At 67.2% G+C, this 25,888-nt stretch carries 29 protein-coding genes; 8 read left to right on the plus strand and 21 right to left on the minus strand.

Annotation, left to right across the window (positions count from 1 at the left end):
* Window positions 1–792: 792 nt before the first annotated feature.
* Entirely contained in the window at window positions 793–1,059 is a 267-nt protein-coding gene (locus G6N58_RS11370) for a hypothetical protein (protein WP_147289334.1), read from the plus strand.
* A 502-nt stretch (window positions 1,060–1,561) separates the two neighbouring features.
* Here the strand turns inward: G6N58_RS11370 and G6N58_RS11375 are convergent.
* The 12 genes from G6N58_RS11375 to G6N58_RS11430 all read right to left on the minus strand — a co-directional run bounded on the left by G6N58_RS11375 (window position 1,562) and on the right by G6N58_RS11430 (window position 10,160).
* Complete coding sequence (locus G6N58_RS11375; protein WP_115278623.1) at window positions 1,562–1,741, minus strand: hypothetical protein; 180 nt, start codon at window positions 1,739–1,741, stop codon at window positions 1,562–1,564.
* Window positions 1,738–1,911 (minus strand): hypothetical protein, encoded by a 174-nt coding sequence (locus tag G6N58_RS11380; protein ID WP_163908095.1) that lies wholly within the window; start codon window positions 1,909–1,911, stop codon window positions 1,738–1,740. The genes G6N58_RS11375 and G6N58_RS11380 overlap by 4 nt, the downstream gene beginning before the upstream one ends.
* 1 nt (window position 1,912) lies before the next feature.
* Window positions 1,913–3,082: a phage major capsid protein gene (locus G6N58_RS11385; protein ID WP_115278622.1), complete on the minus strand. Its 1,170-nt coding sequence runs from the start codon at window positions 3,080–3,082 to the stop codon at window positions 1,913–1,915.
* 318 nt (window positions 3,083–3,400) lie between these two features.
* A complete protein-coding gene (locus G6N58_RS11390) occupies window positions 3,401–3,922 on the minus strand; it encodes a hypothetical protein (protein WP_163908097.1) in 522 nt (173 codons plus the stop codon).
* The gene (locus G6N58_RS11395) at window positions 3,919–4,122 is read right to left on the minus strand and encodes a hypothetical protein (protein WP_115278620.1); all 204 of its coding nucleotides are present in this window, start codon (window positions 4,120–4,122) and stop codon (window positions 3,919–3,921) included. The genes G6N58_RS11390 and G6N58_RS11395 overlap by 4 nt, the downstream gene beginning before the upstream one ends.
* A gap of 338 nt (window positions 4,123–4,460) precedes the next feature.
* The gene (locus tag G6N58_RS11400) at window positions 4,461–4,739 is read right to left on the minus strand and encodes a hypothetical protein (RefSeq protein ID WP_115278618.1); all 279 of its coding nucleotides are present in this window, start codon (window positions 4,737–4,739) and stop codon (window positions 4,461–4,463) included.
* 282 nt (window positions 4,740–5,021) lie between these two features.
* On the minus strand, window positions 5,022–5,870 hold the full coding sequence (locus G6N58_RS11405; protein WP_115278617.1) for a hypothetical protein: 849 nt from the start codon (window positions 5,868–5,870) through the stop codon (window positions 5,022–5,024).
* Between the two features lie 55 nt (window positions 5,871–5,925).
* Window positions 5,926–6,090 (minus strand): hypothetical protein, encoded by a 165-nt coding sequence (locus G6N58_RS11410; RefSeq protein WP_163907774.1) that lies wholly within the window; start codon window positions 6,088–6,090, stop codon window positions 5,926–5,928.
* Window positions 6,087–6,284, minus strand: a complete 198-nt coding sequence (locus G6N58_RS11415) for a helix-turn-helix domain-containing protein (protein WP_115278616.1) — start codon at window positions 6,282–6,284, stop codon at window positions 6,087–6,089. The genes G6N58_RS11410 and G6N58_RS11415 overlap by 4 nt, the downstream gene beginning before the upstream one ends.
* Window positions 6,285–6,562: 278 nt before the next feature.
* Window positions 6,563–8,023: a recombinase family protein gene (locus G6N58_RS11420; protein ID WP_115278615.1), complete on the minus strand. Its 1,461-nt coding sequence runs from the start codon at window positions 8,021–8,023 to the stop codon at window positions 6,563–6,565.
* The gene (locus G6N58_RS11425) at window positions 7,911–9,233 is read right to left on the minus strand and encodes a DUF222 domain-containing protein (protein WP_115278614.1); all 1,323 of its coding nucleotides are present in this window, start codon (window positions 9,231–9,233) and stop codon (window positions 7,911–7,913) included. The genes G6N58_RS11420 and G6N58_RS11425 overlap by 113 nt, the downstream gene beginning before the upstream one ends.
* 96 nt (window positions 9,234–9,329) lie before the next feature.
* Window positions 9,330–10,160: an alpha/beta fold hydrolase gene (locus G6N58_RS11430; protein WP_115278613.1), complete on the minus strand. Its 831-nt coding sequence runs from the start codon at window positions 10,158–10,160 to the stop codon at window positions 9,330–9,332.
* Window positions 10,161–10,210: 50 nt separating this feature from the next.
* On the opposite strand from G6N58_RS11430, the gene G6N58_RS11435 reads away from it, so the two are divergent.
* Entirely contained in the window at window positions 10,211–12,289 is a 2,079-nt protein-coding gene (locus G6N58_RS11435) for a RecQ family ATP-dependent DNA helicase (protein WP_115281578.1), read from the plus strand.
* Here G6N58_RS11435 and G6N58_RS11440 read toward each other — a convergent pair.
* Window positions 12,282–13,184, minus strand: coding sequence for an IclR family transcriptional regulator (locus tag G6N58_RS11440; RefSeq protein WP_232067825.1), 903 nt, complete (start codon window positions 13,182–13,184; stop codon window positions 12,282–12,284). The two genes, G6N58_RS11435 and G6N58_RS11440, sit on opposite strands and share 8 nt — an antisense overlap.
* A 100-nt stretch (window positions 13,185–13,284) precedes the next feature.
* Here G6N58_RS11440 and G6N58_RS11445 point away from each other — a divergent pair, with 100 nt between their 5' ends.
* Genes G6N58_RS11445 through G6N58_RS11455 form a run of 3 tightly spaced genes read left to right on the plus strand, consistent with a single transcriptional unit; the run spans window position 13,285 to window position 16,352 of the window.
* Window positions 13,285–14,412 (plus strand): hypothetical protein, encoded by a 1,128-nt coding sequence (locus G6N58_RS11445; RefSeq protein ID WP_115278612.1) that lies wholly within the window; start codon window positions 13,285–13,287, stop codon window positions 14,410–14,412.
* A gap of 1 nt (window position 14,413) precedes the next feature.
* On the plus strand, window positions 14,414–15,193 hold the full coding sequence (locus tag G6N58_RS11450; RefSeq protein ID WP_068914832.1) for an SDR family oxidoreductase: 780 nt from the start codon (window positions 14,414–14,416) through the stop codon (window positions 15,191–15,193).
* A 13-nt stretch (window positions 15,194–15,206) separates the two neighbouring features.
* On the plus strand, window positions 15,207–16,352 hold the full coding sequence (locus tag G6N58_RS11455) for a sulfotransferase family protein (protein ID WP_115278611.1): 1,146 nt from the start codon (window positions 15,207–15,209) through the stop codon (window positions 16,350–16,352).
* A 9-nt stretch (window positions 16,353–16,361) separates the two neighbouring features.
* Here the strand turns inward: G6N58_RS11455 and G6N58_RS11460 are convergent, their stop codons facing one another.
* The gene (locus tag G6N58_RS11460) at window positions 16,362–17,006 is read right to left on the minus strand and encodes a sensor domain-containing protein (RefSeq protein ID WP_115278610.1); all 645 of its coding nucleotides are present in this window, start codon (window positions 17,004–17,006) and stop codon (window positions 16,362–16,364) included.
* 119 nt (window positions 17,007–17,125) lie between these two features.
* Here G6N58_RS11460 and G6N58_RS11465 point away from each other — a divergent pair, with 119 nt between their 5' ends.
* Window positions 17,126–17,917 (plus strand): phthiotriol/phenolphthiotriol dimycocerosates methyltransferase, encoded by a 792-nt coding sequence (locus G6N58_RS11465; protein WP_115281576.1) that lies wholly within the window; start codon window positions 17,126–17,128, stop codon window positions 17,915–17,917.
* Here the strand turns inward: G6N58_RS11465 and G6N58_RS11470 are convergent, their stop codons facing one another.
* The 7 genes from G6N58_RS11470 to G6N58_RS11500 all read right to left on the minus strand — a co-directional run bounded on the left by G6N58_RS11470 (window position 17,918) and on the right by G6N58_RS11500 (window position 23,934).
* Window positions 17,918–18,394: a hypothetical protein gene (locus G6N58_RS11470; RefSeq protein WP_068914835.1), complete on the minus strand. Its 477-nt coding sequence runs from the start codon at window positions 18,392–18,394 to the stop codon at window positions 17,918–17,920.
* The gene (locus G6N58_RS11475) at window positions 18,391–19,560 is read right to left on the minus strand and encodes a 3-ketosteroid-9-alpha-monooxygenase, oxygenase component (protein ID WP_115278609.1); all 1,170 of its coding nucleotides are present in this window, start codon (window positions 19,558–19,560) and stop codon (window positions 18,391–18,393) included. Before G6N58_RS11475 ends, G6N58_RS11470 begins: the two co-directional genes overlap by 4 nt.
* A 102-nt stretch (window positions 19,561–19,662) precedes the next feature.
* Window positions 19,663–20,280: a hypothetical protein gene (locus G6N58_RS11480; RefSeq protein ID WP_308213296.1), complete on the minus strand. Its 618-nt coding sequence runs from the start codon at window positions 20,278–20,280 to the stop codon at window positions 19,663–19,665.
* Between the two features lie 41 nt (window positions 20,281–20,321).
* Entirely contained in the window at window positions 20,322–20,675 is a 354-nt protein-coding gene (locus G6N58_RS11485) for a nuclear transport factor 2 family protein (RefSeq protein WP_115281574.1), read from the minus strand.
* Between the two features lie 41 nt (window positions 20,676–20,716).
* Window positions 20,717–21,889 carry a thiolase family protein gene (locus G6N58_RS11490; protein WP_068914837.1) on the minus strand — a complete coding sequence of 391 codons (1,173 nt, stop codon included), beginning with the start codon at window positions 21,887–21,889 and terminating at the stop codon, window positions 20,717–20,719.
* Entirely contained in the window at window positions 21,889–22,947 is a 1,059-nt protein-coding gene (locus G6N58_RS11495; protein ID WP_163908099.1) for a thiolase family protein, read from the minus strand. The genes G6N58_RS11490 and G6N58_RS11495 overlap by 1 nt, the downstream gene beginning before the upstream one ends.
* Window positions 22,948–22,956: 9 nt before the next feature.
* Window positions 22,957–23,934, minus strand: a complete 978-nt coding sequence (locus G6N58_RS11500; RefSeq protein ID WP_115278608.1) for a Zn-ribbon domain-containing OB-fold protein — start codon at window positions 23,932–23,934, stop codon at window positions 22,957–22,959.
* Window positions 23,935–24,010: 76 nt separating this feature from the next.
* On the opposite strand from G6N58_RS11500, the gene G6N58_RS11505 reads away from it, so the two are divergent.
* Window positions 24,011–25,042 (plus strand): LLM class F420-dependent oxidoreductase, encoded by a 1,032-nt coding sequence (locus tag G6N58_RS11505; RefSeq protein ID WP_115278607.1) that lies wholly within the window; start codon window positions 24,011–24,013, stop codon window positions 25,040–25,042.
* 171 nt (window positions 25,043–25,213) lie between these two features.
* Window positions 25,214–25,882, plus strand: a complete 669-nt coding sequence (locus tag G6N58_RS11510) for an acetoacetate decarboxylase family protein (RefSeq protein WP_115281572.1) — start codon at window positions 25,214–25,216, stop codon at window positions 25,880–25,882.
* The last annotated feature ends 6 nt before the right edge of the window (window positions 25,883–25,888 follow it).

The following is a 25,888-nucleotide window of genomic DNA, read 5'->3' on the forward strand; positions in this document are numbered from 1 at the left end:
TACCTGGTCAGGTGGGGTGATTGCGGGGTTGTACCTGACCGTTTCGGGCCATATTCGGGGTGAGAACTTTCCACGGGGAGATGCTGGGTCGAAGGGCTCAGCTACCGCTATTCGTATCCGTTCGGCGCTGCTCCGCCCGCAAGCGATGGAGGCCGCGGCAGCGGTGCTGATCCATCAGCCCTGTTCAGGGCGGTATGTTGCTGGGGATCGGCCCCTGTAGCTAGGGAGTGAGCACGTGCGGCGGGACTGGCCAGCAACAGATCCGCGCCCGGTACCCCAGCAACATCCGCTGCCGCTGGAAACCCTTTGGAAACTCTCGCCGCAGCGCCCCGACCCGGCCTAAAAGCCCAGTTCAGAGAGGTTCGGTACCTGGAAACCCGGCCTGGGGGGAGGGAGGTTGCTGGCTCTAGCTACCCGGAAACTTTGCCGGGGGGAGAGCAGACCGCCTGCGTCGGGCCGGTGGTGTTGCTGGCGTGAACTTTTGACCCCCCTATCCCCCGTGGGTGGGTGGTACCTGGGCCTGTATGCCCTGTTCAGGGGCGTTTCTGGGTGGGCCACGGTGATCGGGTGATCGGCGGCGGGCTGTCGGGTGATGTACCCAGGACCGCGTGGTCGGGCTTGGTCGGCGGTGTTGCGGCGTTCGCTGGCGATGTTGCTGGGCTGTTGGAGGTGTTGCGGGCGTCTCGGGTCGGTACCTGGCGGGGGTGTTCGGCGGGTGGCGATGTACCTGGACGCCATGCTGTGCGCGGCGTTGGTACCTGGATGTCGGGGCCAGAGCCGATCATGTTGCAGATGGCACGGACACTCGATGACCTGCGGCAGCTGCGTTACCTGCGGCGTGTGGCTGCTCGACAAGGCTTGAGGCTCGTCAAGTTCGGGCCGCATTCGCAGCGCACCCTGCATCAGCAGCATGGCCCGATCGCTCTCGTCCGCGCCGCGGATGGCGAGCTGATCAAGTCGAGGCTGGACCTGTGCTCGGCGTGGAACTACCTGGTCACCGACATGGACGATGACGAGCCGAACTGGACGAGTTCACCGCCGCGTCGTCGGCACGCCTGAGCTGAGCTGTCGCCGATCACCGCGTGGGTGGCTGATCCACCTTCGCTTTGCGCAGGCCCCTCTGCGCTGGTTTCTATGAGCTTCAGCGCCTCGGCAACCGACGCGCTTGCGGCGGCGAACTGGTGGGTGCGGGCTCCGGCGTGGTCCTCGAATTCCACGCCGGAGCCGCGCGAGAGCCCCCCGGCCCGCGACCTGGTGAGAGTCATGGGGGATCCCGTCCAAGCCGCCCGTGCAGGCGGGTGTGGTGGGCCGAGGGGCTCGATCTGGGGAGGCGCGGCCAGCGCACCCGAGCGGATCGCCGCTGCTTGACGATCTCGGAGTGGAGGTGGGTTCCACTGCCCAGGGTGCGCTGGCCGCGCCCGACTGCTGAGCGGTGCGGTCGCTGTCTCGTGCGCCCCGAAGCTGCGCACGATGCATCGACACTCGCTCAGCTGGTTGCCTGCCACGCGATCCACGGTCGAGGCTTCCGTGGTGCCGCGCCCGAGAGCGCGCAGCAGGACACTCATTTGGTCGTCACTCCGGCGACGATGGCCGGTTCGACCATCAGCTCCCCGTACACCCGCTGGGCGCGCAGGATGCCGCCCAGGGCCAGCGCGCGGACCTCGCGCTGGGTCAGTTTCATTCGCCGCGCGCATTCGGCGACGGTGAGCCAGTCCCGGTCTTCGTCGTCGTAGGCGGTCACCGGAGCGCTCGCTGCTGCGCCCAGGCGTCGCCCTCACGAAGCGCGGAGTCCTCGTCGGGATGGATCCGCGCTCCGTGGTGCTGCGCGCCGCTGGGGCCGCGCCAGCGCCAACGCCAGCCACCGGCCACCGCTTCGGTGGACAGCTGGCCAGCGTCGGGCGTCAGCGGCATGTCAGCCGATCACCGTGTCGATCACCGCGAACGCGGACGGGCGCAGGTGGGCCACGCCGAACCGGCCCTCAGCGCGGGCGCGGAACTGGTTCTTGTTGAACAGCTCACCGCCAGCGTCGATCTGGATGTTCACGTCCTCGCGGACGTGCAGCTGGACCCGGCTGAAGTCACCGAGCACGGCCAGGCCCGCAGGCATCGACGGCGACACCACGCGGGTGATCGTCGGACCGCCGAGGACGTTGCCGCCGGGGGTCGTGGACAGGGCACCGCCCATCAGCCAGCCGCCCTCGGTGCTCTCCCGGAGCAGGTCCAGCGCCTCGGCGTCATCGGGTGCCAGCACGAGCGCGTTGGGCTGCTCCCCGGCGTTCTGCATCACCGTGAGCGCTTTGCGCAGCGTGCGTGGCAGCGAGGTCTCCGAGGCCACCTGGCGCGTTCCCGCGATCTGGGTGATGCCGTCGAAGTTCTCGCCCTCGCCGTCGCCGGAGATGATCTGGCGCTCCAGGGCATCGAGCACACCCTCGGCCATCTCGGTGGACAGCCAGTCCTCGAAGCCGTTCACGTCATCGAGCAGGCGCAGCGGCACCGGCTCGGACAGATGCGCGACCACACGGGCGCGGTCGACGATCGGTGCCAGGGTCAGCACCGAGGTCGGCTTGAGCGCGTTGTCGGCGACCGGGGCCGCGTTGTTGGTGCGGACCGTCTGCCGGTGGTACTCGAACGCATTGCCCGCGAGGGGAAGTCGATTCACCAGCAGATCGATCAGCCGCTGCGGACGAGCCATTGGCGTGATGCTGGGGTTGATCAGCACCGGGACATCGAGTGAGCCCGAGCTGATAGCGCGCGATTCACCGCCCTTGACCTGGAGCGCCCGAGCTGCGCGACGACCCCAATCGCGGGCCTCGGTCAGACCAGCACCTACGCCGCCGTTGAGCTGCGCCTGGCGCACCCGCTGCACGCGGGTGTCGTAGCGACCGGCGCGCGCGATCTCAGCTTGCGTGTCGGCGATCCGAGTGTCGAGCGCAGCGATGCTGCCGCTGAGTTCATCGAAACGGTGCTGCTCGTCTTCGGTGAGCTGCCCTGCCCCTGAGCGCTTCGCAGCGTCCAGGATGGCCACCCGTTCGGCGGTCACCTCGGCCCGCTTCTCCATCAGCTGCGAGAGAAAGATCTCCATGTTGTGTTGGCTCCTAGCCGTCGTTGGTCGGGCGGAACCGGGCGCGTCGCGCCGCTGGAAGAGGGACGGGCGACGCGACCGGTTCCTTCGACAGATCTGGGGAGCGCGCGGAGTGCCACCGTCGACCCGGCCAGCTGGGCACGTGAGGTTCGTGACCGCCGAGAGATGCCGAAGCCGATTTGTCTTGCCTGCCTCACCCTGACGGATCGGCCTGCTCAGCTATTCCCACCTGCGAGACCGGACGCTACGCCCGCGCTGGGGCAACCTCGCCGCGGCACGCCCTATCCAAGTTCGCTTATACGAGAACAGGTCTCAGCGTTACCCGCCGGAGGCTTCGCGCCAGGACGGCAGCCTCGACAGGTCTGATTCCGGACGGCTGGCCTGGCGCTCGCGCTCGATCTCGGCGTCCATTGCGGCGGCCTGAGCGCGATGCAGAGCGGCGTTCGGATCGTCCGGGGCGAATGCGTCCTGCGCGGCCTCCCGGCGGTCCAGCTCTCGCTCGGCCAGCGCCAGCAGTTTGGTCAGCCAGCGACCCCCGGATCCCGGTTCGCTGGCCGGTCCCCGGAGGACGCCGTGGAGGACCTCCAACTCGACGACGTGGAGCGATCTGAAGTCGACGTGCTGCTGGGGTGTTTCGGTGGCGGCATCTGGTGAGCCCAGGAGGCGATCGGCGGAGCGTAGGCGGGCTGCGTGTTCGGTTTCGATGGCGTTGGCGATCTGGTCGAGCCAGCGCCGCACTTCATCGTGCTTCTGGACGCGATCGGCGAGTAGCGCGAACAGCTGGGCGGTGCGCTCCAGGTCGCGAAGGCGGACCGGGCTCAGATCGGGTAGGGGGGTCATCGGGAACTTCCTTTCAGGCCGGTCTCAGCTGCGAATTTGAACCAGGCGCGTTCGGCGCGGATCCGCCCTGCGGCTACCTCGCTCAGCAGCTCGGCGGCGCGCGGGTGGGTCGCGGTGTAGGTCACCAGACGCGCCCGGAACGTATTGTCGCGCTTGCGTGTCAGATCGTTATTGCGGTGCCGCGCCTTGTGTCCGTGCATCGGTTTCTCCTACTGATCTGTTGCGTTTTCACGCAATGGGGTGCTGCGGACTCTCCAGCGGCCCAAGCGGTCTCGGAACACCACCTGATGGGATCCCTGGCAACCCTCTCCGCACGGGACGATCGCTGCGGCCTCGAAGGTCTCGGCGGGGCTGTCCCAGAACGTCAGCTGCGCGAACGCCGTCCGGGTGTGGGGGCTCAGCGCGCTGCACACCAGCGCCGCCGCCGAACCCGGGCGGACCGGCTCGCTCCGGCACAACCCGCATAGCCCCTCCATGAACGAGTTCAGCCCGCGCAGCGCCACTCCGCAGGACGCACACAACCGGGGCGCGCGAGGACTCATGGCTGGTCGGGCTCTCGTGCGGATCGGTCGAGCACCGCGAGCAGCGCCCCTTCGATCCGGACCTCGGCAGCTTCGCCGCCCTCGAAGTGTCGGAGCGCTCCCGCAAGGTTCAGGGCCAGCCGCTCGGCGATCTGCCAGAGGCAGCCGGGGCAGTCCTCGGCGGTGTCCAGCGCATCCGCCAGCGCACCGTGGTCACCACGGGTCGCGGCCAGCGCGGCGCGCAGCCCGATCGCTGCCAGGTCGAGCCGATCATCATTGGCGGGGTCGTGAAGCATCGGGCGTGTGATCCTCTCTGGACTGACACTCGGCGGTGTCGGCTGATTGCCTCTCTGCGGCGTCGAAACGAGCTGTGCGGGTTCATCCCTCACCGGACGGGCCAATCGCGCGCAGGACGGCCAGCTGGGCGCTGATTCGGGCGTGCCCGCGTCGATGGCTGGGTCGCCGCTCGGCGCAAGCGCTGATCACGAGCCACCCAGCGGCATTCCGCACAGAGGCCAGCCCGGAGGGAATCCGGACGCCAGAGCACCTCGGGGCAGTTGGCGCAGACGCGCTCGGTCTCAGGCGTCATCGACCGCTCCGAACGGATCCCGGGCAGACCCAGCCAGCCGGTACATGCGGGTTGTCGAGCTGGCGCTCACGTCGGCCTGGAGGTCACCCCGTGCCAGCATCAGCTCTCTGACGACGGGCCAGAGCTTCCGCTGAGCGCTCGGTAGAGCCTCGCGCAGCGTGCGGTTGTCGGCGCTGCCGACTTTCCGGAGCTTGAGCACGATGCGCTCCTGGACGGATCCGAGCTTGGACCGGTCGCTCTCGGAGAGACCCGATTCGGCGGCGTCGAGAGGGTGAGAAGCACTTCCCCCAGACCCCCTACACAACGAGAGATTCCCCCCGTCAAGGAAACCGTCAAGGTAACCGTCATGTAGATCACCCTGGGTGAGCTGAGCACCCTCTCGATTTGAGCTGAGCACCCCCTCGTTTTGAGCTGAGCACCCTCTCGAATTGCTCTGCGCTGGGTTCGCTTTGGGTGATCCGTGCACATCCCTCTCGTCGCTCTGCGCTGGGAGCGTTCTGGGTGAGCTGAGCACTTCGGCTTCTGCTGGGATCATTCTGGGTGAGCCGAGCATCCCGACCTCGTAGACGGTAGCGAAGCCGATCCCATGAGATTTGTATCCGCGCTTGACTTCTCGGATGAGACCGAGATCTCGGAGTCTCCGGGTGGCACGCTTCGCGGTCGCATCGGACTTGCCCATGGCGGACCCGATCCGCGCGACTCGCACCGATCCTTGCCGGTCGGTGGTGTGGCACTTTTCGGCGATGGCCAGCAGCGCGAGCATCTCGCCTGGCGAGAGTCTGTCGAGCAAGCCAGCTTCGCGGGCGTCGAGGACTTCGCCGATCAGTTGTCCACTCACCCGCCAGCCTCTCCGGCGATCGACGCGGGCAGCTGTGCGCTATCGGAGTCCACGGTCACGCGGCATCACCAGACGCCTGACGCTCGGGACGAATCCGCACGGGGCGCAACAGCTCGGCGAGCTTGGCGCGGCGGTCCTCGGACAGGGGCGGCGCACCGGCCAGGATCTCGGCCACATACGCGTCGATCGCGGCCTCGCGGTCCGCTGCGGCGGCGCTCACGATGCCGCCTCTCCAAAGATCAGGGCGAGGACATCCTCCCGCCGGATTCGCACCAGACCGCCGATCTTGCGGCTGGCCAGCGAGCCGTCTCGGAGGCGCTTATCTAGCGTGGCCGTGGAGATGCGCAGCAGCGCTGCGGCTTCCACGCGGGTGAGGAGTGGCGGCAGCGCATCACGATCGTGTTCGTCGGACACAGGGGGCGGACCTTCCGAGGTGACGGAACCCGAGGCAGGCGGAATCGGTCATCGGGACCGGTTCCGCTGCTGATCGGCCTTCACCCCGACACCGCGCCCGGTCGGATGAATCCGCAGATCACCGGGCGATGGAGTCAGGCTGGCGTGTGTCGGTGGGCTGTGTGGATCGCCCGAGAATGACGCGCAGCTGGTTTCCTAGTTCGTGCGGAAGAATCTAAGCCGCTCTCACTCCATGCGCAACTATCGAAATCTGTTGTGCGCGTTCAAGTCCACTTGAATCAGGCGAGCATCGCGACCTGGATCCGCTCCGGTTTGAATGAGTGTCCACCCTTACCAACTGGGGCGATGACGATCGTCATCAGCAGATCGATCACCGCGCGCAGGCGATCCGGGGAGAGCTTGCCGACCGCCTCGTGGGCTGCTTTGGTGCCCAGCTCCAGGCCGTCGAGCACCCGTTTGCGCTCCTCGCTCTGCTCGCGGGAATCGAGGACAGCGAGTTTGGCGGTGATCCGTTCGGTGGCGCGCTGGGCCTGCTGGCCGGTGAGCATCCCGTCTGCGCGCTCGTCGGCGATCTCATCGAGCCGGGTGTTCAGCGTCAAGCGCTCGGCGCGCATCTGGGCAGCCTCGGCTGGATCGTGCAGCTCCGAGCGCAGAAGATTGATCGCGTCCGCTTTGGCGAGGCGACCACCGACCAGCTTGATCACAATTGGCTCGACGAACTCAGCGCGGATGGAGCAGCCGCGGCAGGTTTTACAGCTGTAGGCCAGCGTGTAATCGCGCTGCCCGCTCTCGGCGGCGGTCTTCGTCGCGAACTGCCAGTTCCCAGACAGGGTATTGCCGCATTTGCCGCACTTGAGAATCCCGGTGAGCAGGTGCGCGCGGACCGATTTGCGGCCCGGAGCGCGCCCAGGAGCGTTCAGCACGGCTTGCACCGAGCGCCATGTCGCCTCGGGCACCAACGCTGGCCAGTTGGCTTTCCCGACGATCTCCTGCTCCCCGTCGAGCGGGCAAGGTCGGTGCCCCAGAGTGGCGCAGTTGTGCTTGTGGGAGCGCAGGCCCGCATTTCGAGCCTTCCGCAGGAATAGCGAGACGGTCGTGGCGGTCCACGGACGCCCGGTGAGCCCGAATGCTCCAGCCCCGTTAAAGGTTCGCGCCACCTCTCCGAGGCTGGCACCGGCCAGGATCGCTGTGTAGGCCTGCTCCACCAGGGGCGCGGTAACCGGATCCGGCTCGCGGGTGTCACCCGCATATCCGAACGCCCGACGCCACTGGGGCTCCCCGCGCTCGGCTTTCTGCCGCGCCGCGCGCAGCTGCCGCGCCCGCTTCCGCTCGATCTCCTTGCGAGCCACAGCGCCCATGATGCGAGCTGTGAACCGCCCGTCATCGGTCGAGAGGTCCACATCACCGGTCACCGTCGCTAACGCCACGCGATGCACGTTGGCCAGATCAACGAAGGTCTCCAACTCGATCGGCTGGCGATGCAACCGGTCCAGGTGCCAGCACACCACCGCCCCGATCCGGCCCTGTCGGATGTCGTTCAGCATCCGCTCGTAGGCGGGCCGCTTGCGCCCGGAGGATGCGCTCACGTCGTTGTCGACGTACTCCACGGGCAGCCACCCGCGATCCTCACAGAGGCGAATGCAGTCCTCCCGCTGGCGGGTAACGCCGAGCTGCTGGCCGGACGGATCGCTGGACATGCGCAGGTAGACCGCTGCGCGGGTCGTGCTGGGGGTGTTCATTCCTTAAATGTATTCGAGCAAGTCGGTGGTGGGTGCGGCATTTGGGGTCCAGGTTGAACCCGGCGGTCCAGCCACCGCGCAGCGGATGCTGGTGATCGAACGGGATGCTGTGATCGATATCCGCGGCCCAGGCGGGCTGGTTGCAGAACGGGAACGAACACGTCAACCCCCGCACGCGGACCCAGCGGTCCATCGCCGCCGACCAGCTGTGGCGCAGCAGCACCGAGGTGCCGTCGCGGGTTTCGGTCGCCGCGGTGGGGTCGGTGTCGGGGTTGCGCACATCCCGGCATACGGTGCCCGGCTGGTCGACGAGTTCTCGGACTTGGTCGGCGTCGATGACGCCGTAGCCCTGCAGGAAGCCAGGTTCGTCGCTGTCGCCGGTGACGGTGGCCGCCGGGGCGATCACATTGATGACGTACTGCGCCGCCGCGCCCGCAGTCGCGTCCGTGGTGGGTTTCGGTGCCGGGCAGTCCTCCAGCCCGCACGCACACGCCAACACAAAGCTGCCGTCGGCGATGGCCTCCGCCGCATCCACCCGCCGCTGCACCAACGTTCGCGGATCCTGGGCGCACACCGCCTTGGCCATCTGATCCAGCCGGGCATCCACTTTCGCGATCACCGGAGCGCCGGCATACAGGCGGATCTCACCCATCCCGTTGGGTAGTGCCTTGGCCGACACCCGCCGCTCGGTGTCGGCGGCGACGCGGCGTTCTTTGGCACCGTCGGGATCGACGTGCAGGATCGCCCGATCGATCGCGCCCTGCAGGCGGGTGCGCGACCAGCAGTCCCAGGTCGCGATCCTCGCCGCCAAATTCCGGTCCACGTCCCGGATCGCGGTGTCGCTGACATGGGCCGTGCGATTGATGATGACTTTCGTCGACTCCCAGTCCAACCGTCCCGACGCCAGCAGGCCGTAGATCTGCGGCAGCCGCTCCTCCAACGCATCGGCGTAGCCGACGATTGTCATCGCCACCGCCGGCGGTACCCCCAATGCCGGCCCGATTTCGGCGGCGGTGCGCACGAACCCGGAGATCAACCCGAAACCCGGATCGCCGTCAGGTAGCAGGGCTTGTTGGTCGTAGCCTTCGTTCATCCGCTGGGCCAGCAGCGCGGCGATGGCGGCCATCCGATGCGCCCACACCGCGGACTCATCGAGGCGGGAAGATTCCACCTCGGTGAGCAGCGCTCCGGGATCACATCCTTCGAACATACGTGCGATTCTACCGGCTCTGCGACGCCTCTGCCAGCGAAAATGTCCAAATTACGCGGGTTGTGGATGAAGTCAGGACTGTGCACAACCAGGAGCTCAGTCGGCTACAGTTCGTCGCGCCACCCACCCGGCGAGCAGCTCGTTGAAGAGGTCGGGTTCCTCCCACATCGGGCAGTGACCGCTGTGGTCGAAGACATGCAGTTCGGCGTCGGCCAGGGCCTCGCTCAGCCAATCCGCCGAGGCGACCTTCACCACCTTCTCGTCGACGCCCCAGATCAACAGATGGGGCACATCGAGGCCCGTCAAGAAGCCGCGGTAGTCCCGCAGGGTCTGATCGGCCAAGATCACGGTCCCTGGGTTGGGCTCGATCTTGGTGATCTCGGCGAGCAGCAGTGCCGCATCCGCATCGGCGAGCGGGTCTTTGAACATCTCGGCCAGGAACTCTGAGAAGAAACCGGAGAAGTCGGACTGCATGGCGTCGACGAAGCTGCCGAGTTGATCGGGGTCGGCGATGCCGTGTGGCCAGTCGGGCCGGGTCAGGTCCGCGGGACCCTGTGATACCACCGCCAGCCGGGCGAGTCGGTCGGTGCCGAACTGGCTCAGGTGGTCCCACCAGACGAAGGAGCCCATGGACCACCCGACACCCGTGACATCGTGGAGGTCGAGGGCAACCATGAGCTCGTGGAGGTCGCGGGCGTACCGGGCGACGGTGTTCCCGGAGGAGGACGTCGGCGAATCCCCGTGCGAGCGTAGGTCGACGGCGATGACCCGATGATCGACGGCCAGGGCGTCGATGTTGCGCGCGAAGAACGCGCTCGTCATGCACACGCCGTGCACCAGGAGCACCACAGGCCCACTGCCCCGGTCCAGGTAGGTCAGCACCGCACCGTCGGACAACCGGAGTTCACGCTTGTCTGCCTCGATCACACCCTCACCTAACACCCTCGTTGTCACCCCCGCAGGGCATGCTGGGAACCATGGCAACCCGAGCTGACGCGCAGTCCCTGCTGGAACAACTGGCAGGCCCGGGCGCCACCCTGCGCGACGACCAGTGGACGGCCATCGAAGCGCTGGTGGTGCACCACAAACAGGCCTTGGTGGTCCAGCGCACCGGATGGGGAAAGTCGGCCGTGTACTTCATCGCAGCCAAGCTGCTGCGCGCCGCGGGTCGCGGCGCCACGGTCATCGTCTCGCCGCTGTTGGCGCTGATGCGCAACCAGGTCGCGGCGGCAGAGCGCGCGGGTGTACGGGCAGCCACCATCAACTCCAGCAATGTCGCAGACTGGGATGACGTGCACCAGCAGGTCAAGGGGGGCGACCTGGATGTGCTGCTGGTCAGCCCAGAGCGGTTGAACAATCCCGATTTCCGGGACACGGTGCTGCCTGCCCTGGCCGCCGACGCGGGTCTGGTGGTCATCGACGAGGCGCACTGTGTGTCGGATTGGGGGCATGACTTCAGACCCGACTACCGCCGGATCAGGACGCTGATCGCCGAGCTGGGGTCCGACATCCCGGTGCTGGCCACCACGGCCACCGCCAACAACCGCGTGGTCACCGACATCGCCGATCAGCTGGGCGTGGGCGGCCGGGAGACGCTGGTGTTGCGCGGAGGGCTGGATCGGCAATCGCTGCGGTTGTCGGTCGTCAACGCCGGCGGTGGAGCGCAACGGGCGGCATGGATTGCCGCGCAACTGCATTCACTGCCGGGCTCTGGCATCATCTACACCCTCACCGTCGCCCAGGCGCACGATGTCGCGACCCTGCTGCGCGAAGGCGGACACCAGGTGGCGTCCTACACCGGTGCCACCGAGGCTGCCGAGCGCGAGCAACTCGAGGCCGACCTGCTGGCCAACCGCGTCAAGGCGCTGGTCGCCACGTCGGCGCTGGGCATGGGGTTCGACAAGCCGGACCTGGGGTTCGTGGTGCATCTCGGGGCGCCGTCCTCGCCGATTGCCTACTACCAGCAGGTCGGCCGTGCGGGCCGTTCCACCGACAGCGCCGAGGTGATCCTGTTGCCGGGTCGCGAAGACCAGGACGTGTGGCGCTACTTCGCGTCGGTGGCGTTTCCGTCTGAGGCCATGGTGCGCAACGTCATCGATGCGCTGGATCCCGAGCGTCCGCAGTCGACGCCGGCGCTGGAGCCGCTGGTGGACCTCGGGCGCACCCGACTGGAGATGGTACTCAAGGTGCTCGACGTCGACGGGGCCGTGCGGCGGGTCAAGGGCGGCTGGATCAGCACCGGTGAACCGTGGAGTTACGACGAGCAGCGCTATCGCAACCTCGACGAGGCCCGGCGTCGGGAGCAGCAGGCGATGCTCGACTACCAGAGCACCGCGGACTGCCGAATGTCCTTTCTGCGTGGACAACTCGACGACCCTGAGCTCACTCCCGGCGAACGGTGCGGCCGCTGTGACAACTGCGCCGGAGCCACCTACACCACCCAGGTGGACGACGCCGCGGTCGAGGACACCCGGGCGCGCCTGCTGCGGCCCGGGGTGGAAGTCGCGCCGCGCAAGCAATGGCCCACCGGGTTGGCCAAGATCGGCGTGTCCTTGTCGGGGAAGATCAGCGACGGTCCTGAACCCGGCCGCACCATCGGTCGCCTGACCGACCTCGGCTGGGGTGAGCGGTTGCGCCGCTGCCTCGAGGGCGCGGATGCGCCGGCGCCCGAGGCGATCGTGCGCGCGGCGGTGGATGTGCTGGCCGCCTGGCAGTGGGACCGCAGGCCGGTCGCCGTGATGGGCCTGGACTCCGACCGCCACCCACTGCTGATTTCGTCGGTGGTGGACCGGCTGGCGGAACTCGGCAGGCTCGCCAATCTGGGCATCCTGCGTTACGCCCCGACCCGACGACCGGTGACCGCTGCGAACTCGGCGTACCGTGTTGCTGCGCTGCGGGATTCGTGGGAGATACCGGATCTGGGGCAGCTCGACGGTCCGGTGCTGTTGGTGGACGACCTCATCGACAGTGGCTGGACCATGACCATGGGCGCAGTGGCCCTCAGGCAGGCGGGCGCTCCGGCGGTGCTGCCGTTTGCGCTCGCCGGCGTCAGCTGACCGGAGCCCGCCCGCCCAGTTGTGCGCTCAAGGCTGCTGCGGTGGTCATCAGCCCCTTGGCGTGACGGGTGATATCGGTGTCGGTGAGCGACCGGCCGATCTGCAGCGAGACCACCATCGCCTGTCTGCCGTGATGGTCGAACACGGGGGCCGAGATCACGCCGACGTCGTGTCGCCGCCCGCGGGTGCTGTCCTCCTCCGGCAGGTACACCCGCTCGCCGATGTCGGAGATCATCTCGCCCAGCAGGGCCCGAAGCTCATCGGGCAGGGTCGACGACATCCCGGCCATCAGGGCGTAGAGCCGCCGACCCGCGGGGGTGAGCAACTCGACCAGATGGCCCGACGCGCGACACTGTGCGACCACCTTGTCCAGGCGCGCACCGTCGGTGCGCAGCGGAATGGTGGGCGGGCGCGCCAGCCAGGCCTGTAGCGCTGCGGGGTCCCACAGCACGAACATCAATCCCACCGGCGGCGCGAAGGGATAACTTTGACCCACCTGCACGCCGGGGCGGACTCCCGGTGGCGCCACCATCTCCAGCAGTGTGATCCGGTCATCCACCACGGCAGACAGTGCCGCCGTGGTGTCATACTGATGCGACAGAGCCCGAAGTGCCTCACGCGCAGCCGGGTTGACGCGAAGCGACTCCTGGGCGCTGTGTCCCAGGGAGATGAGCATCGGACCCAGGCGGTAGGTCTTGTCCTGCGCGTCGCGCACGAGGTAACCCGCGTTGGTGAGGGTGGCCACGATGCCCAGGCAGGTGGGCTTGCTCAGGCCCGTGTGGCGGCTGAGTTCGGACAGGCCGTAGCGGCGTTGGGGATGGGCGGCCAGTAAGTCGAGCACCGTGACCACCCGTTGGGTGGGCGGAGACGACCGGCCGGACTCGGAAGCCGTCACGGCGCACCTCCTGACGTTGACTCGAATTGGAACACGTTCTAGTGTGCAGTCGGAAACTCTACCAGCGCGGTCCAATATTGGACCGGGAGGATGTGGCCGAATGTATGCCCAGCCGTTGACCGATGCCATAGCCGAGGCCGAGAAACTCGTCACCGCAGCACCGTTCATCGAGTCGGAGGCGGATCTGCTGGAAGGTCTGCAGTACCTGGCCGGGTGTATCGCCGCATGCACGCATGTGGCCTTCGACTACGACCGCGACCACCCGTTCCTGCACAGCGGGACCGGCCCGTTCACCAAGATGGGCCTGGACAACCCCGACACCATGTATTTCGGCACCCGGGTGCAGCCCGGATACGAGTACGTCGTCACCGGCACCCGGGGTACCACCACTGATGTCAGCTTTCAGCTGCTGGGCGGGGACTACACCGACGAGGTGGTGCCCGACAGCGAAACCGCCTTCGATGATCGCAAACTCGACATCGCAGCCGACGGCAGCTTCGAATGGCGTTTCACCCCAGATACCCCCGCGCAGTTGGTGATCCGCGAGGTCTACAACGACTGGTCGGCGCAACGGGGCTCGTTTGCGATCGCGCGGTCCGACACCGCGGGCACGGCTCCGCCGCCGCTGAGCAAGGAACTGATCGAGAAGCGCTTTGCCGTGGCAGGCAAGCAACTGGTTCAGCGGGTCAAGACCTGGTTGCAGTTCCCCAAGTGGTTCTACGACAACCTGCCGGTCAACACCTTGACTGCGCCGCGGCTGACCCCGGGCGGCCTGGCCACCCAGTACTCCTCGGTGGGTCACTACGACCTCGCCCCTGGCCAGGCGATCGTCATCACCCTCCCGGTCACCGATGCCCCGTATCTGGGCTTCCAGCTCGGCAGCCTGTGGTACATCTCGCTGGACTACATCAATCACCAGACCTCGCTGAACGGCACTCAGGCGCAGGCGGATCCGGACGGCAAGATCCGCATCGTGGTCTCCGACACCAATCCTGGAGTGACCAACTGGGTTGAGACCCTGGGCCACACCAAGGGATACCTGCAGTTCCGCTGGCAGCGGGTGTCCCGGGCGCTCACCGAGGCCGACGGGCCCACCGCCGAGATCGTCGACCTGGACGCGGTGGCATCGATGTTGCCCTATTACGAGTCGAACAAGATCTCCGAAGAGGATTGGCGGGCGCGGATTGCGCTGCGACAGAAGCAGATCGGCGAGAGAATGGTGGGCTGACATGGGGTTGCTCGATGGCAAGGTCGTGGTGATCAGTGGGGTGGGTCCCGCGTTGGGAACCACACTGGCGCGCCGGTGCGCCGAGAGCGGGGCCGACCTGGTGCTCGCGGCGCGGACGGTCGAACGGTTGCAGGACGTGGCAAAGACCGTCACGGATCTGGGGCGGCGGGCGGTCACCGTGGGGACCGACATCACCGACGACGCGCAGGTCGACAACCTGGTGTCCGCCACGCTGGAGGCCTACGGCAAGGTGGATGTGCTGATCAACAACGCGTTCCGGGTGCCGTCGATGAAGCCCCTGGCCAACACCACTTTCGAGCACATGCGTGATGCAATCGAACTCACCGTGTTCGGGGCCCTGCGCCTGATCCAGGGCTTCACCCCGGCCCTCGCCGAGGCCAAGGGTTCCGTGGTGAACGTCAACTCCATGGTGGTGCGGCATTCGCAGGCCAAGTACGGGGCGTACAAGATGGCCAAATCGGCGCTGCTGGCGATGTCGCAGTCCCTGGCCACCGAGCTCGGCGATCAGGGAATTCGCGTAAATTCGGTTCTGCCCGGCTATATCTGGGGTGGGACGCTGGAGAGCTACTTCACCCACCAGGCAGGCAAGTACGGCACCACCGTCGAAGAGATCTACAAAGCCACCGCAGCGGCGTCCGATCTCAAGCGGTTGCCCACCGAGGACGAGGTGGCGTCGGCGATCCTGTTCATGGCCAGCGACCTGTCCAGTGGGATCACCGGGCAGACGCTGGACGTCAACTGCGGGGAGTACAAGGCGTGAGTGAGGGCAAGGCGTGAGTGCGAGAACCGATGTCGGCACCGTCGAGGACCTGCATGCCTCGGCGGTCAAGGCGTGCGGGCTCGATGATTTCGGCTCCGACGACGACAACTACCGCGAGGCGCTGGCGGTCCTGCTGGAGTCCTATCAACGCGACGCCGACCTGACCGAACTCGGCAGCAAGATGCAGCGCTTCTTCGCGCGCAACGCGCTGGTGGCCCGGTTGGTGTCCGAGGCGGCGTTCAAGCAGTACCCCGAGCACGCGCAGGTGCCGATCGAACGGCCCATCTTCGTCACCGGGCTGCCCCGGACCGGAACCACTGCGGTGCACCGGCTACTGGCGGCCGACCCGCGTCACCAGGGGCTGGAACTGTGGCTGGCGGAGTTTCCGCAGCCGCGGCCGCCTCGCGAAACCTGGTCGCAGAACCCGGTTTTCCAGCAGCTCGATGCGCAGTTCACCAAGGCGCACGAGGAGAATCCCGACTACACCGGCCTGCACTACATGACCGCCGACGAGGTGGAGGAATGCTGGCAGCTGCTGCGGCAGTCACTGCACTCGGTGTCGTATGAGACCCTGGCGCATGTGCCCACCTACTCGCAGTGGCTGGCGCGCCAGGACTGGACCAAGTCCTATCAACGGCATCGCAAGAACTTGCAGCTGATCGGTCTCAATGACCCCGAGAAGCGGTGGGTGCTAAAGAATCCCAGCCACCTGTTCGCCCTCGACGCGCTGTTCGCGACGTATCCCGACGCCCTGGTGGTGCAGTGCCACCGGCCGGCGGAGACCATCATGGCGTCCATGTGCTCACTGGCCGAGCACACCACCGCGGGCTGGTCCACCAGGTTTGTCGGCGACGTGATCGGCGCCGATTCCATGGAGACCTGGAGTCGCGGACTGGAGCTGTTCAATGCCGAGCGGGCGCGCCGCAACCCGGCCCAGTTCTACGACCTCGACTATTTCGCCTTGATCAAGGACCCGATCAGTGTGGTCGAGGACATCTACTCCACGTTCGGCATCGACTTCCCCGAGGACGCCAGGGCGGCGATGGTGCGCACCCACGAAGAGAGCAAGAAGGGGCCCCGCGCGCCCAAACACACGTACTCGCTGGCCGATTACGGGCTCACCGACGAGCAGGTCAAGGAACGCTTCGCAGGTCTGTGACGGCGTGCCCTAGAGAGTGTTGTCCGCCAGGGCTTCGATCCGCTGCAGGGCCCGCTCGGCCTGGTCCAGCACGTCGAACCCGTTGGTTTCAGCACATGTGGTGATCTCGACGGCCGCGTTGTGGGCGGCGACGAAGGCGTTGTCGCACGCCCAGTCCGGGCTGGTGAACGACCACAGCACGATCTGGTCCGAACCCGACTCGGGTGTCGAGGTCAGGGTGAAGTCATAGGACCTGTCGACCATGCTGGTGACCGTGAACGGCACGTCCCGGCAGTCGTTGATGACGTCGCGGGCGGCGGCCAGGGCGGCCGGCGCGTCGTAGTTGGCGCGGTACACGCCGACGATCTCCTCGATGTAGACGTCCGGGCGCCCCGGTGCGATCCAGTGCCCGCCGGCGTGCGCGGCGGGGTTGCGATCGAACACGAACGGAGCGTCGACCTCCTGCGCGAGACCACTGCAGCGCTGCGGTTCCACCGTCACGAAGAGATTGCCGTCCTGCTGCGCCACCTCGTCGCTCATCAGGTCGGCCACCTGCCCGGCGGCGATCGGTGCCACCGGGATGCCGGGCAGCGCCTGTGGGGGGTCCACGGTTCGTGTGCAGCCCACGAGCGATGCCCCCAGCACCAGGACCGGAACCAGGCGGCCGATTTGCATACCCGTCAGCGTAGGGAGAAAAACGGCGCAGGTGGGCTCCTGGGCCAGACTGTGTGGGCGCCGTCTGTTTGAATCGACGTATGGGGAACACCACACAGCGCCGCCACGCCGATTGGCTGATGAGCTTCGTCGGCATGACGCACCGCCGTTTCGGCAAGCTGATTTCGAGCTACGGCTACCGGATCATGACGAAACGGCTCGGCGACGACGAGGCGCACTTCCTGAACTGGGGATACGAAGAAGACCCGCCGATGGGGATTCCGCTGGAACCGGCCGACGAGATCGATCGCCACTCGATCCAGCTGTATCACCGCACCGCCGCTCAGACCGACCTCGCCGGCAAGGACGTCCTCGAGGTCAGCTGCGGGCACGGCGGCGCGGCGTCGTACATCTCCCGGTACATGAAGACCAACAGCTACACCGGTCTGGACCTGAACCCGGCGGGTATCGAGTACTGCCGGTCGCGGCACCCGCTGCCCGGCCTGAAATTCGTGCACGGTGACGCCGAGAAGCTGCCGTTTCCGGACGCGTCGTTCGACGCGGTCATCAATGTCGAGGCGGCGCACCTCTACCCGCACTTCCCGGTGTTCCTGGCCGAGGTGGCCAGGGTGCTGCGCCCCGGGGGGCACTTCCTCTACGCCGACCTGCGCGGCCACGATCAGATTGCGCAATGGGAAGAGGACATGAAGGCCTCACCCCTGCGTGAGGTGTCGCGGGCGGACATCATCGCCAATGTGCAGCGCGGGCTGGAGAAGAACTCGGCCCGGCACACCGAGCTGATCGCCAAGCACGCGCCCAAGCCGCTGCGCAAGATCATGCGCGACATCAGCGGTGTCCAGGGTCAGAAGCTGCACCAGTCGGTGGAGAAGGGCGAGCTGGTCTACCTGGTGTTCGACTTCGTCAAGGACTGATCAACCGTCGCCGGGGGAGGGGGCGCTGGAGATCTCCTCCAGGCACCCCTCCGCCACGGCGTGTTTGATGCTGTCGGACAGCCGCGGGCAGTTGCGGCTGCGGCTGCTGGAGCCGCCTTCGGCGCGCACCTGCTCGAAGACCGCGCACCGCCGGGTGGCCTCGGAGTTCCACTGCACGGCGGTGTGACCGGGGCCGAGTTTCTTGACCGCCACGGTGGCGTGGCAGAAGCGGCAGTCCACCGGCGCCAGACCGGCGGTGAGATAGCGTTCGCGGTCTTGCGCGCTGGCGGCCTTCACGGCAGCTGCCCGGTCCGGATCGGACGCGAAATCCGGTGCCTTGCGCCACGATCCGCCGGCGTGGCCGTCCGCCTCGGCGGGGGTGTGGTGGTCCTCGTGATCCTCGCCGAGCAGCTGCAGCATCGAGCGCGCCAGCCGGTCCACATCCGGCGGGGTGGTCCGCTCGTCGCCCAGCGTCATCGCGCCGGCTGCTCCTCGGGAGACTTCTCTGCTTCCTGCCGCTTGAGGTTCTCCTGAACTTCAACGGCCCACTTCTCGTTGGCCGCAGTCGTGTCGACCTCGATCTCGAACCGGTCGGTCATGTCGGGCGTGACATCGGCGACGTCGACGTAGAACTGCTGGTACCACCGGCGCATCTGGTAGACGGCGCCGTCTTCCTCGACCAGCAGCGGGTTGTCGATGCGCGTCTTGTGCTTCCAGATCTCGACGTCCTGCAAAAAGCCCTTGCTCACTCCTTCGGTGAACACCCGGGCCAGCTTGTCGGTGGTCTTCTCATCCAGGCCCTTGGGCTTTTCGACGATGACACCCCACTGCAGCACGAACGCGTCCTGGCTCACCGGGTAGTGGCAGTTGATCAGGATGGACTCGGCCTTGTAACCGCCGTAGTTGTTGTGGAGCCAGTTGATCATGAACGACGGACCGAAGTACGACGCTTCGGAATCCAGGTGCGCCTCACCGTAGGTGGTGCCGAGGTCGTTGACGTCGGGACGGCCCACGTTGTGCAGATACTGACTGGCGACATGACCTTCGAAGACGTTCTTGAAGTACGTCGGCAGCCCGTAGTGGATGTAGAAGAAGTGGGCCATGTCGGTGACGTTGTCGATGATCTCGCGGCAGTTGGACCCCTCGATGAGCATCGTGTTCCAGCGCCACTCGGTCCACTCGTCGCTGGCAGCCTCGGGGATCTCGGGGATCCGCACCTCGTCCGGGGGTGGGTTGCCCTCGTGGTCGTGCCACACGAACAGCAGACCGCCGCGGACGTCGGTGGTCCAGGCCCGGGTGCGGGCCAGTCGCGGGGTGCGCTTGGCGTACGGCACCAGCTTGCACTTGCCGTCGCCGCCCCAGCGCCAGTCATGGAACGGGCAGGCCACCTCGTCACCCTTGATCTGGCCCTGGGCCAGGTTGCCGCCCATGTGGCGGCAATACCCGTCGAGAATTTTCACCTCACCGTGGGAGTCGGCGAACACCACCAGCATGGTCCCGAAGATCTCGACGCCGTGCGGCTTGCCGTCCAGGTAGTCCTTCACCGGTCCCAGGCAGTGCCAACCGCGGGCGAAGCGATCCGGCAGAGCACCGGTGTCGATCTCGCGAATGCCCGCCGGGCCCGAAGCGGTGTCGGTAGCCATGACGCCTCCAGTCGTTGCCGTGCCCGAAATCGTCGACCGGGCTGACTAGAACACGTTACAGTTTTTCCCGAGGGCCGCGCAATCCACACGGCTGCGACCTGCTCATTCGGGGTTGGTGAGGCCCGTCCGCAGCGCGATCTGCTGCATCTTGCCGACAGTGGCGACAAACGGGTCGGTGGTGGCGTCCCCGGTGGCGCTCTCGAAGCGCAACCGGACCAGCGCCCGGCCCTCGGTGAAGACCAGCAGGGTGACGTCCTTGCTGCCGTCGGGGGCGGTGCCGCGCAGCAAGGTGCCGCCGGTGCCGACCGGGAACGGCTGCGGGGTGCCGCCGATGATCACCGCGGACGGGTCCGCCACCACCTGCTGCAGGGCCGCTGTAGCAGCCTGGGGATCCGGGTAGGCGATGATCGTGTCGGTGATGGCGCGGGTGTCTTCGGCATTGACGAAAAATGCGCTGGCACCGGGAGTGCCGTCGGCGTCGGGAGTGGACGACCGCTGGGTGAAGGTGTCCTCGTGATCGCTGAGGTCGGCCGCGGTCAACAGCAGCCGGCTGTAGTCGGCCGGCTGGGCAGCGGCACTGGTGGTTGTCGTACTGGTCGTGAACGCGGGCAACGTGGGGGCTGCCGGCGTCGACGACGTGGCGGAGCCGCCGGTGGAGGACTGTTCGGTGGGGCTGCAGGCGCCGACGATCAGCGTGAGCGTGGCGGCGGCGACAGCCACTGTTCGAGGTGAGCGCATAACGCAACCCGACGGTACACGGATCAGACTTTGGTGGCAGTGGCCGCCGCTTTGTCCAGCTCCCAATACGCGCGCAGGGCAACGATCTTGCCGTCGTCGTTCACGCGGTAGGTGAAAACGCCCTCGGCGATCACGCGGTAGCCGGCCGCGGTGATGACGATGTGGCCGACGTTGGCCTCCTCGTTGCCGCACACGTAGGACCGCTCGAAGACGAACTCCAGCTCACTGGGCGCGATCGCCATGTCGAAGAACGCCGCGATGGCCTGCTTGCCGCGGTGGCCCTTGCCCTCGGGATCGAAGTGCGACGGCCCGATCGGGTCCTCGACAACAGCATCGTCGGCGAACAGCGCCAGCCAGGCATCTTTGTCCCGGGCCATCGCGGCGGCCCGGGACTTCGCGCCGGCGTCGTGGACCAGGCTCACGCCGGCTTGTCCGCGCCCACCACCCACATGGAGTAGTACTGTGAACCGCCGCCGTAGGCGTGGCCCAGGGCCTTTCGGGCGCCCGGCACCTGGTGATCACCGGCCTTGCCCATCACCTGAATGGCGGATTCGGCGAACCGGATCATGCCCGAGGCGCCGATCGGATTGGACGACAGCACGCCACCGGACGGATTGAACGGGATCCGACCGCCGATCGCCGTCTCGCCCGCTTCGGTGAGCTTCCAGCCTTCGCCCTCGGCGGCAAAGCCGAGGTTCTCCAACCACATCGGCTCGAACCAGGAGAACGGCACATAGACCTCGCCGACATCGATCTCGTCGATGGGGCTGGTGATGCCCGCGGCTTTCCACAGGGCCGCGGCGGCGTCCCGGCCGGCCTGCGGGTTCACCTGGTCGCGACCCGAGTAGGCCAGCGGTTCGGTACGCAGTGCGGTGGCATGGACCCAGGCCACCGGGTGACCGTCGGCCACCCGGGCGTCGGCGGTGGCCTCGTCGCCGATGACGATGGCCGCCGCACCGTCACTGGACGGGCAGGTCTCGTCGAAGCGGATGGGGTCCCACAGCATCTGCGAGGCCATCACCTTCTCCAGGGTGATGTCCGGCTGGTGCAGATGGGCCAGCGGATTCTTGGCGCCGTTGAGCCGGTCCTTCACCGCCACCATCGCGCCGATGTGGTCGGGCGCCCCGGAGCGGCGGATGTAAGCGCGCACGTGCGGAGCGAAGTAGCCGCCCGCGCCGGCGCCCACCGGCTTGGTGAACGGCACCGGGATGCTCAGCGCCCACATCGCATTGGACTCCGACTGCTTCTCCCACGCCATCGACAGCACCCGGCGGTACTTGCCGGACTGCACCAGCGAGGCAGCCACCACAGCCGTGGAACCGCCCACCGAGCCGGCGGTGTGCACGCGGATCAGCGGTTTGTTGGTCGCCCCCACCGCGTCGGTGAGGAACAGCTCGGGCATCATCACGCCCTCGAAGAAATCGGGCGCCTTGCCGACCACCACGGCGTCGATGTCGGCCATCGTCTGGCCGGAATCGGCCAGGGCCTTGTCGATGGCCTCGCGAACCAGGCCCGCCATCGACACGTCGAGGCGTTTGGCGACGTACTTGGTCTGGCCCGTCCCCAGGACGGCTGCGCGCTGGCCTGCCATCAGTTGTTTCCTTCCAGGACGGCGACCAGGTTCTGCTGCAGCGCCGGTCCGCTGGTCGCGTGGGCGAGGACGCGCTGGGCGCTGCCGTTCCAGATGTGCTCGGCGGCGAAGCCGATGCGCTCGAGACCGGCGACGAACATGGGGTTGGCGGCCAGGGCACCGCCGGAGGGGTTGATCTTCGTGGACCCGGTCAGCCCGATCGCCTCGGTGAGGATCAGGTGCTGATGGGTGAACGGAGCGTAGATCTCGGCGACGTCGATGGAGCCGAGGTCACCCCCGGTCGCCGCCTGGGCCGATGCGGCCGTCGACGGCGAGGTGGTGAGATCGCGTGCGCCCAGGACCGGGGTCTCGATGCGGTGCTCGATGCCGGTGATCCAGGCCGGGTTCTCGCGCAGCTCACGCGCTTTGTCGCCGGACGCCAGCACGATGGCCGCGGCGCCGTCGGTGATGGGCGCGATGTCGTGGCGGCGCAGCGGGTCGGCGAAGTAGGGCTGGGCCAGCAGGTCCTCGATCGACCCCTCGACCTTCTCGCGGTCGGTGCGCCCGCCTGAGGCGTACGCATCGAGGGCCACCTGCGCCATCTGCTCGGCGGTCCAGGTGCCCGCGTCCAGTCCGAAGCGCGCCTGCAGCCCGGCCATCGACACCGAATCGGGCCACAGCGGTGCGACGGTGTACGGGTCGGTCTGCAGTGAGAGCACGCGGCGCAGCGTCCCCGCGCTGGACTTGCCGAAGCCGTAGACCAGGGCGGTCTCGACCTCGCCGGTCAGCAGCTTGATGTAGGCCTCGTACAGCGCCCACGCGGCGTCCATCTCCACGTGCGACTCGTTGATCGGCGGCACCGCGCCGATGGAATCGATGGCGGAGATGAACGAAAATGCGCGTCCGGCAAGGTAATCCGACGATCCCGAGCACCAGAAGCCGATGTCGGTCTGCTGCAGCCCCAGGTCGTCGTAGAGCTTGGCGAAGCACGGCATCAGCATCTCGACACCGTTGGTGGTACCCATGGTTTTGCGCACATGGGGTGCGTGGGCGAAGCCGACCACAGCAATCTCAGTCACGGCAATCCTCTACAGGTGGTGGCGGTAGGAGTCGTAGTCGGCGTCGGGCTCACCCGTCGGCCGGAAGTGGTCGATGTTGTCGATGCCCAGCCCCCATTCCTCCTGGGGCTTCCACACGGCTTCGACCCGCATGCCCATCCGGACCTCCGCTGCCTCGATCTCGGTGACCAGGTGCAGGAACGGGATGTCCGCGCCGTCGAGCAGCACGTAGGCGGCGACGTACGGCGGTTTGATGCGCTGGCCGGCGAACGGGATGTTGATGATGGCGAATGTGGTGACGGTGCCCTTGTCGGGCAGTTCGACGAACTCGTCGAGTGCCCTGCCGGTGGCCGGGTCGGCCTCCTTGGGCGGGAAGTACACCTTGCCGTCGGCGCCGGAGCGGGCCCCCAGCAGCTTGCCCTCCTCCAGCGCCTTCAGAAAGCGCGTCTCGGGCAGTGATGCGGTGTGCTCGATCTCCATCGAGGTCGGCGTGACCAGCATGGTCACCGGGTCTTTGTCCGACGGGGCACCCTCGGGTTCGGTGTCCTCGCCCGGCAGGAAGTACGCGATGTCGGTGATCGCGCCGACGGTCTCGTCGGCCCAGTGCACGTGCACCCGGTCGCCGGTGGTCACTTTCGCGTCCACGGCGTGCAGCATCGGGGTGTCGGCGCCGTCGAGTTTGATCAGCGCCCAGGAGAACGGATGGTCCAGCGGCTGACCCTCCAGCGGTGTGGATTGCCATGTCCACGACAGCACCGTTCCGACACTGGCCACCGGTACCATCTCCGTCAGCTGTTCATAGGTGACGGGGTCGTATTCGGCCGGTGGCACATGCACCCGGCCGTCGGATCCACGGTTGCCCAGGATGCGCCGATCACGCAGTGCTGTGAAGAACTGTCCGAGGATCGGACCTACTGAACGGGTGTAGTCAAATGACAGTTTCAACGGTGCGGACAGCGGCGGCTCATGCTGATCGATCAGCGCCGGGCTGCTCTGGCTGGCGGTCACAGCATCGAGTAGAACAGGTTCTAACAATCGTGGCAAGAAAGGATGCGGACATGAACCGTCGGGTTGGTGGGTGGGAATGAAACTCGGTTTGCAGCTGGGGTACTGGGGCGCGCAGCCGCCGACCAACCACTCTGAACTCGTGGCCGCTGCCGAGGAGGCCGGGTTCGACACCGTGTTCACCGCCGAGGCGTGGGGGTCGGACGCCTACACGCCGCTGTCGTGGTGGGGGTCGCAGACCTCGCGGATGCGGCTGGGCACGTCGGTGGTGCAGCTGTCGGCCCGCACTCCGACCGCGTGCGCCATGGCGGCCCTGACGCTGGATCATCTGTCCGGCGGGCGGCACATCCTCGGTCTCGGGGTGTCCGGGCCGCAGGTGGTCGAGGGTTGGTACGGCGCCAAGTTCCCGAAGCCGCTGGCCCGCACCCGGGAGTACGTCGACATCCTGCGCCAGGTCTGGGCGCGCGAGGCCCCGGTGACCAGCGCCGGCCCGCACTATCCGCTGCCGCTGACCGGGGAGGGCACCTCCGGCCTGGGCAAGCCGCTCAAGCCGATCACCCATCCGTTGCGTGCCGACATCCCGGTGATGCTGGGCGCGGAGGGGCCCAAGAACGTGGCGCTGGCCGCCGAAATTTGCGACGGCTGGCTGCCGATCTTCTACACCCCGCGGATGGCCGACACCTACAACGCCTGGCTGGACGAGGGTTTCGCGCGGCCGGGCGCGCGGCGCACCCGCGAGACGTTCGAGATCTGCGCGACCGCGCAGGTGGTGGTCACCGACGACCGGCCCGCGGTGTTCGAGATGATCAAGCCGTTCCTGGCGCTCTACATGGGCGGGATGGGGGCCGAGGACACCAATTTCCACGCCGACGTCTACCGACGGATGGGTTACTCCGAGGTGGTCGACGAGGTCACCGAGCTGTTCCGCAGTGATCGTAAGGACGAGGCTGCCAAGGTGATTCCCGACGAGCTTGTCGACGACGCCGCCATCGTCGGCGACGAGGAGTACGTCAAGCAGCAGATCAAGCTGTGGGAGGCGGCCGGCGTCACCATGATGGTGATCGGCGCTCGGTCGGTGGAGCAAATCCAGGACCTCGCCAAACTCGTATAAGCCCCTCGTTGACACGGCGTCCACCGCGACTCCCACTCGTACTTCTTCGCGGTGGCCGCAGTGTCAACGCAGCCGTCGTGTAGACACATCTTGCGATCTGTCTAGAACGCGTTCTAGATTGTCGGTGTGACCCAAGCCACGCAGCACACCATCGCCGGAACCGTGTTGACGATGCCGGTGCGCGTGCGCACCGCGCATCAGCACACCGCGATGTTCGCGGTGGACGCTGACGCCGCACAGCGGATGATCGACTACAGCGGGCTGCAGGTGTGCCGCTTCGGGCGCAACAGGGCCATGGTGGTGCTGATGCTGATGCGCTACGAGGACACCGATCTGGGGCAGTACTACGAGTACGGCACCAACGTGATGGTGAACCCGCCGGGCTCGCAGGCCAGTGGATTCGCCGCCCTCAAGGACGCCGGCGCCTTCGTGCACCATCTGCCGGTGGATCAGCCGTTCACCCTCGAGGCGGGCCGGACCATCTGGGGTTACCCGAAGGTGATGGCGGACTTCACCATTCGTGACGGTCGCCGCTACGGCTTCGATGTGACCATCGACGGACGCCACGTCGTGAGCATGGAGTTCGCGCCGGGGCTGCCCGTGCCCTCCGGGCGTCCGCAGACCCACGCCACCTACTCACACCTGGACGGCGTCACTCGCGAAACCGCCGGGCAGATGGTGCTTTCCGGGGTGCGCTACCGGCCGGGCGGGGTGCGCCTGCGCCTCGGTGACCATCCCTATGCCCGGGAGCTTGCGTCCCTTGGGCTGCCCAAGCGTGCGTTGGTGTCGAGTTCGGCGGCCAACGTGGACATGACTTTCGCCGACGCCACACTGGTTTAGAACAAG

This window comes from Mycolicibacterium tokaiense (assembly GCF_010725885.1).
In the GTDB taxonomy this organism is placed as follows: Bacteria; Actinomycetota; Actinomycetes; order Mycobacteriales; family Mycobacteriaceae; genus Mycobacterium; species Mycobacterium tokaiense.

Excerpts from the sequence above, each read along its gene's own strand:
- G6N58_RS11370 (WP_147289334.1), top strand. The coding sequence starts at position 793 with ATGGCACGGACACTCGATGACCTGCGGCAGCTGCGTTACCTGCGGCGT.
- G6N58_RS11380 (WP_163908095.1), bottom strand. The coding sequence starts at position 1,911 with ATGCCGCTGACGCCCGACGCTGGCCAGCTGTCCACCGAAGCGGTGGCC.
- G6N58_RS11385 (WP_115278622.1), bottom strand. The coding sequence starts at position 3,082 with ATGGAGATCTTTCTCTCGCAGCTGATGGAGAAGCGGGCCGAGGTGACC.
- G6N58_RS11390 (WP_163908097.1), bottom strand. The coding sequence starts at position 3,922 with ATGACCCCCCTACCCGATCTGAGCCCGGTCCGCCTTCGCGACCTGGAG.
- G6N58_RS11395 (WP_115278620.1), bottom strand. The coding sequence starts at position 4,122 with ATGCACGGACACAAGGCGCGGCACCGCAATAACGATCTGACACGCAAG.
- G6N58_RS11400 (WP_115278618.1), bottom strand. The coding sequence starts at position 4,739 with ATGCTTCACGACCCCGCCAATGATGATCGGCTCGACCTGGCAGCGATC.
- G6N58_RS11420 (WP_115278615.1), bottom strand. The coding sequence starts at position 8,023 with ATGAACACCCCCAGCACGACCCGCGCAGCGGTCTACCTGCGCATGTCC.
- G6N58_RS11425 (WP_115278614.1), bottom strand. The coding sequence starts at position 9,233 with ATGTTCGAAGGATGTGATCCCGGAGCGCTGCTCACCGAGGTGGAATCT.
- G6N58_RS11435 (WP_115281578.1), top strand. The coding sequence starts at position 10,211 with ATGGCAACCCGAGCTGACGCGCAGTCCCTGCTGGAACAACTGGCAGGC.
- G6N58_RS11445 (WP_115278612.1), top strand. The coding sequence starts at position 13,285 with ATGTATGCCCAGCCGTTGACCGATGCCATAGCCGAGGCCGAGAAACTC.
- G6N58_RS11450 (WP_068914832.1), top strand. The coding sequence starts at position 14,414 with ATGGGGTTGCTCGATGGCAAGGTCGTGGTGATCAGTGGGGTGGGTCCC.
- G6N58_RS11460 (WP_115278610.1), bottom strand. The coding sequence starts at position 17,006 with ATGCAAATCGGCCGCCTGGTTCCGGTCCTGGTGCTGGGGGCATCGCTC.
- G6N58_RS11465 (WP_115281576.1), top strand. The coding sequence starts at position 17,126 with ATGAGCTTCGTCGGCATGACGCACCGCCGTTTCGGCAAGCTGATTTCG.
- G6N58_RS11470 (WP_068914835.1), bottom strand. The coding sequence starts at position 18,394 with ATGACGCTGGGCGACGAGCGGACCACCCCGCCGGATGTGGACCGGCTG.
- G6N58_RS11475 (WP_115278609.1), bottom strand. The coding sequence starts at position 19,560 with ATGGCTACCGACACCGCTTCGGGCCCGGCGGGCATTCGCGAGATCGAC.
- G6N58_RS11485 (WP_115281574.1), bottom strand. The coding sequence starts at position 20,675 with ATGGCCCGGGACAAAGATGCCTGGCTGGCGCTGTTCGCCGACGATGCT.
- G6N58_RS11490 (WP_068914837.1), bottom strand. The coding sequence starts at position 21,889 with ATGGCAGGCCAGCGCGCAGCCGTCCTGGGGACGGGCCAGACCAAGTAC.
- G6N58_RS11505 (WP_115278607.1), top strand. The coding sequence starts at position 24,011 with ATGAAACTCGGTTTGCAGCTGGGGTACTGGGGCGCGCAGCCGCCGACC.
- G6N58_RS11510 (WP_115281572.1), top strand. The coding sequence starts at position 25,214 with ATGCCGGTGCGCGTGCGCACCGCGCATCAGCACACCGCGATGTTCGCG.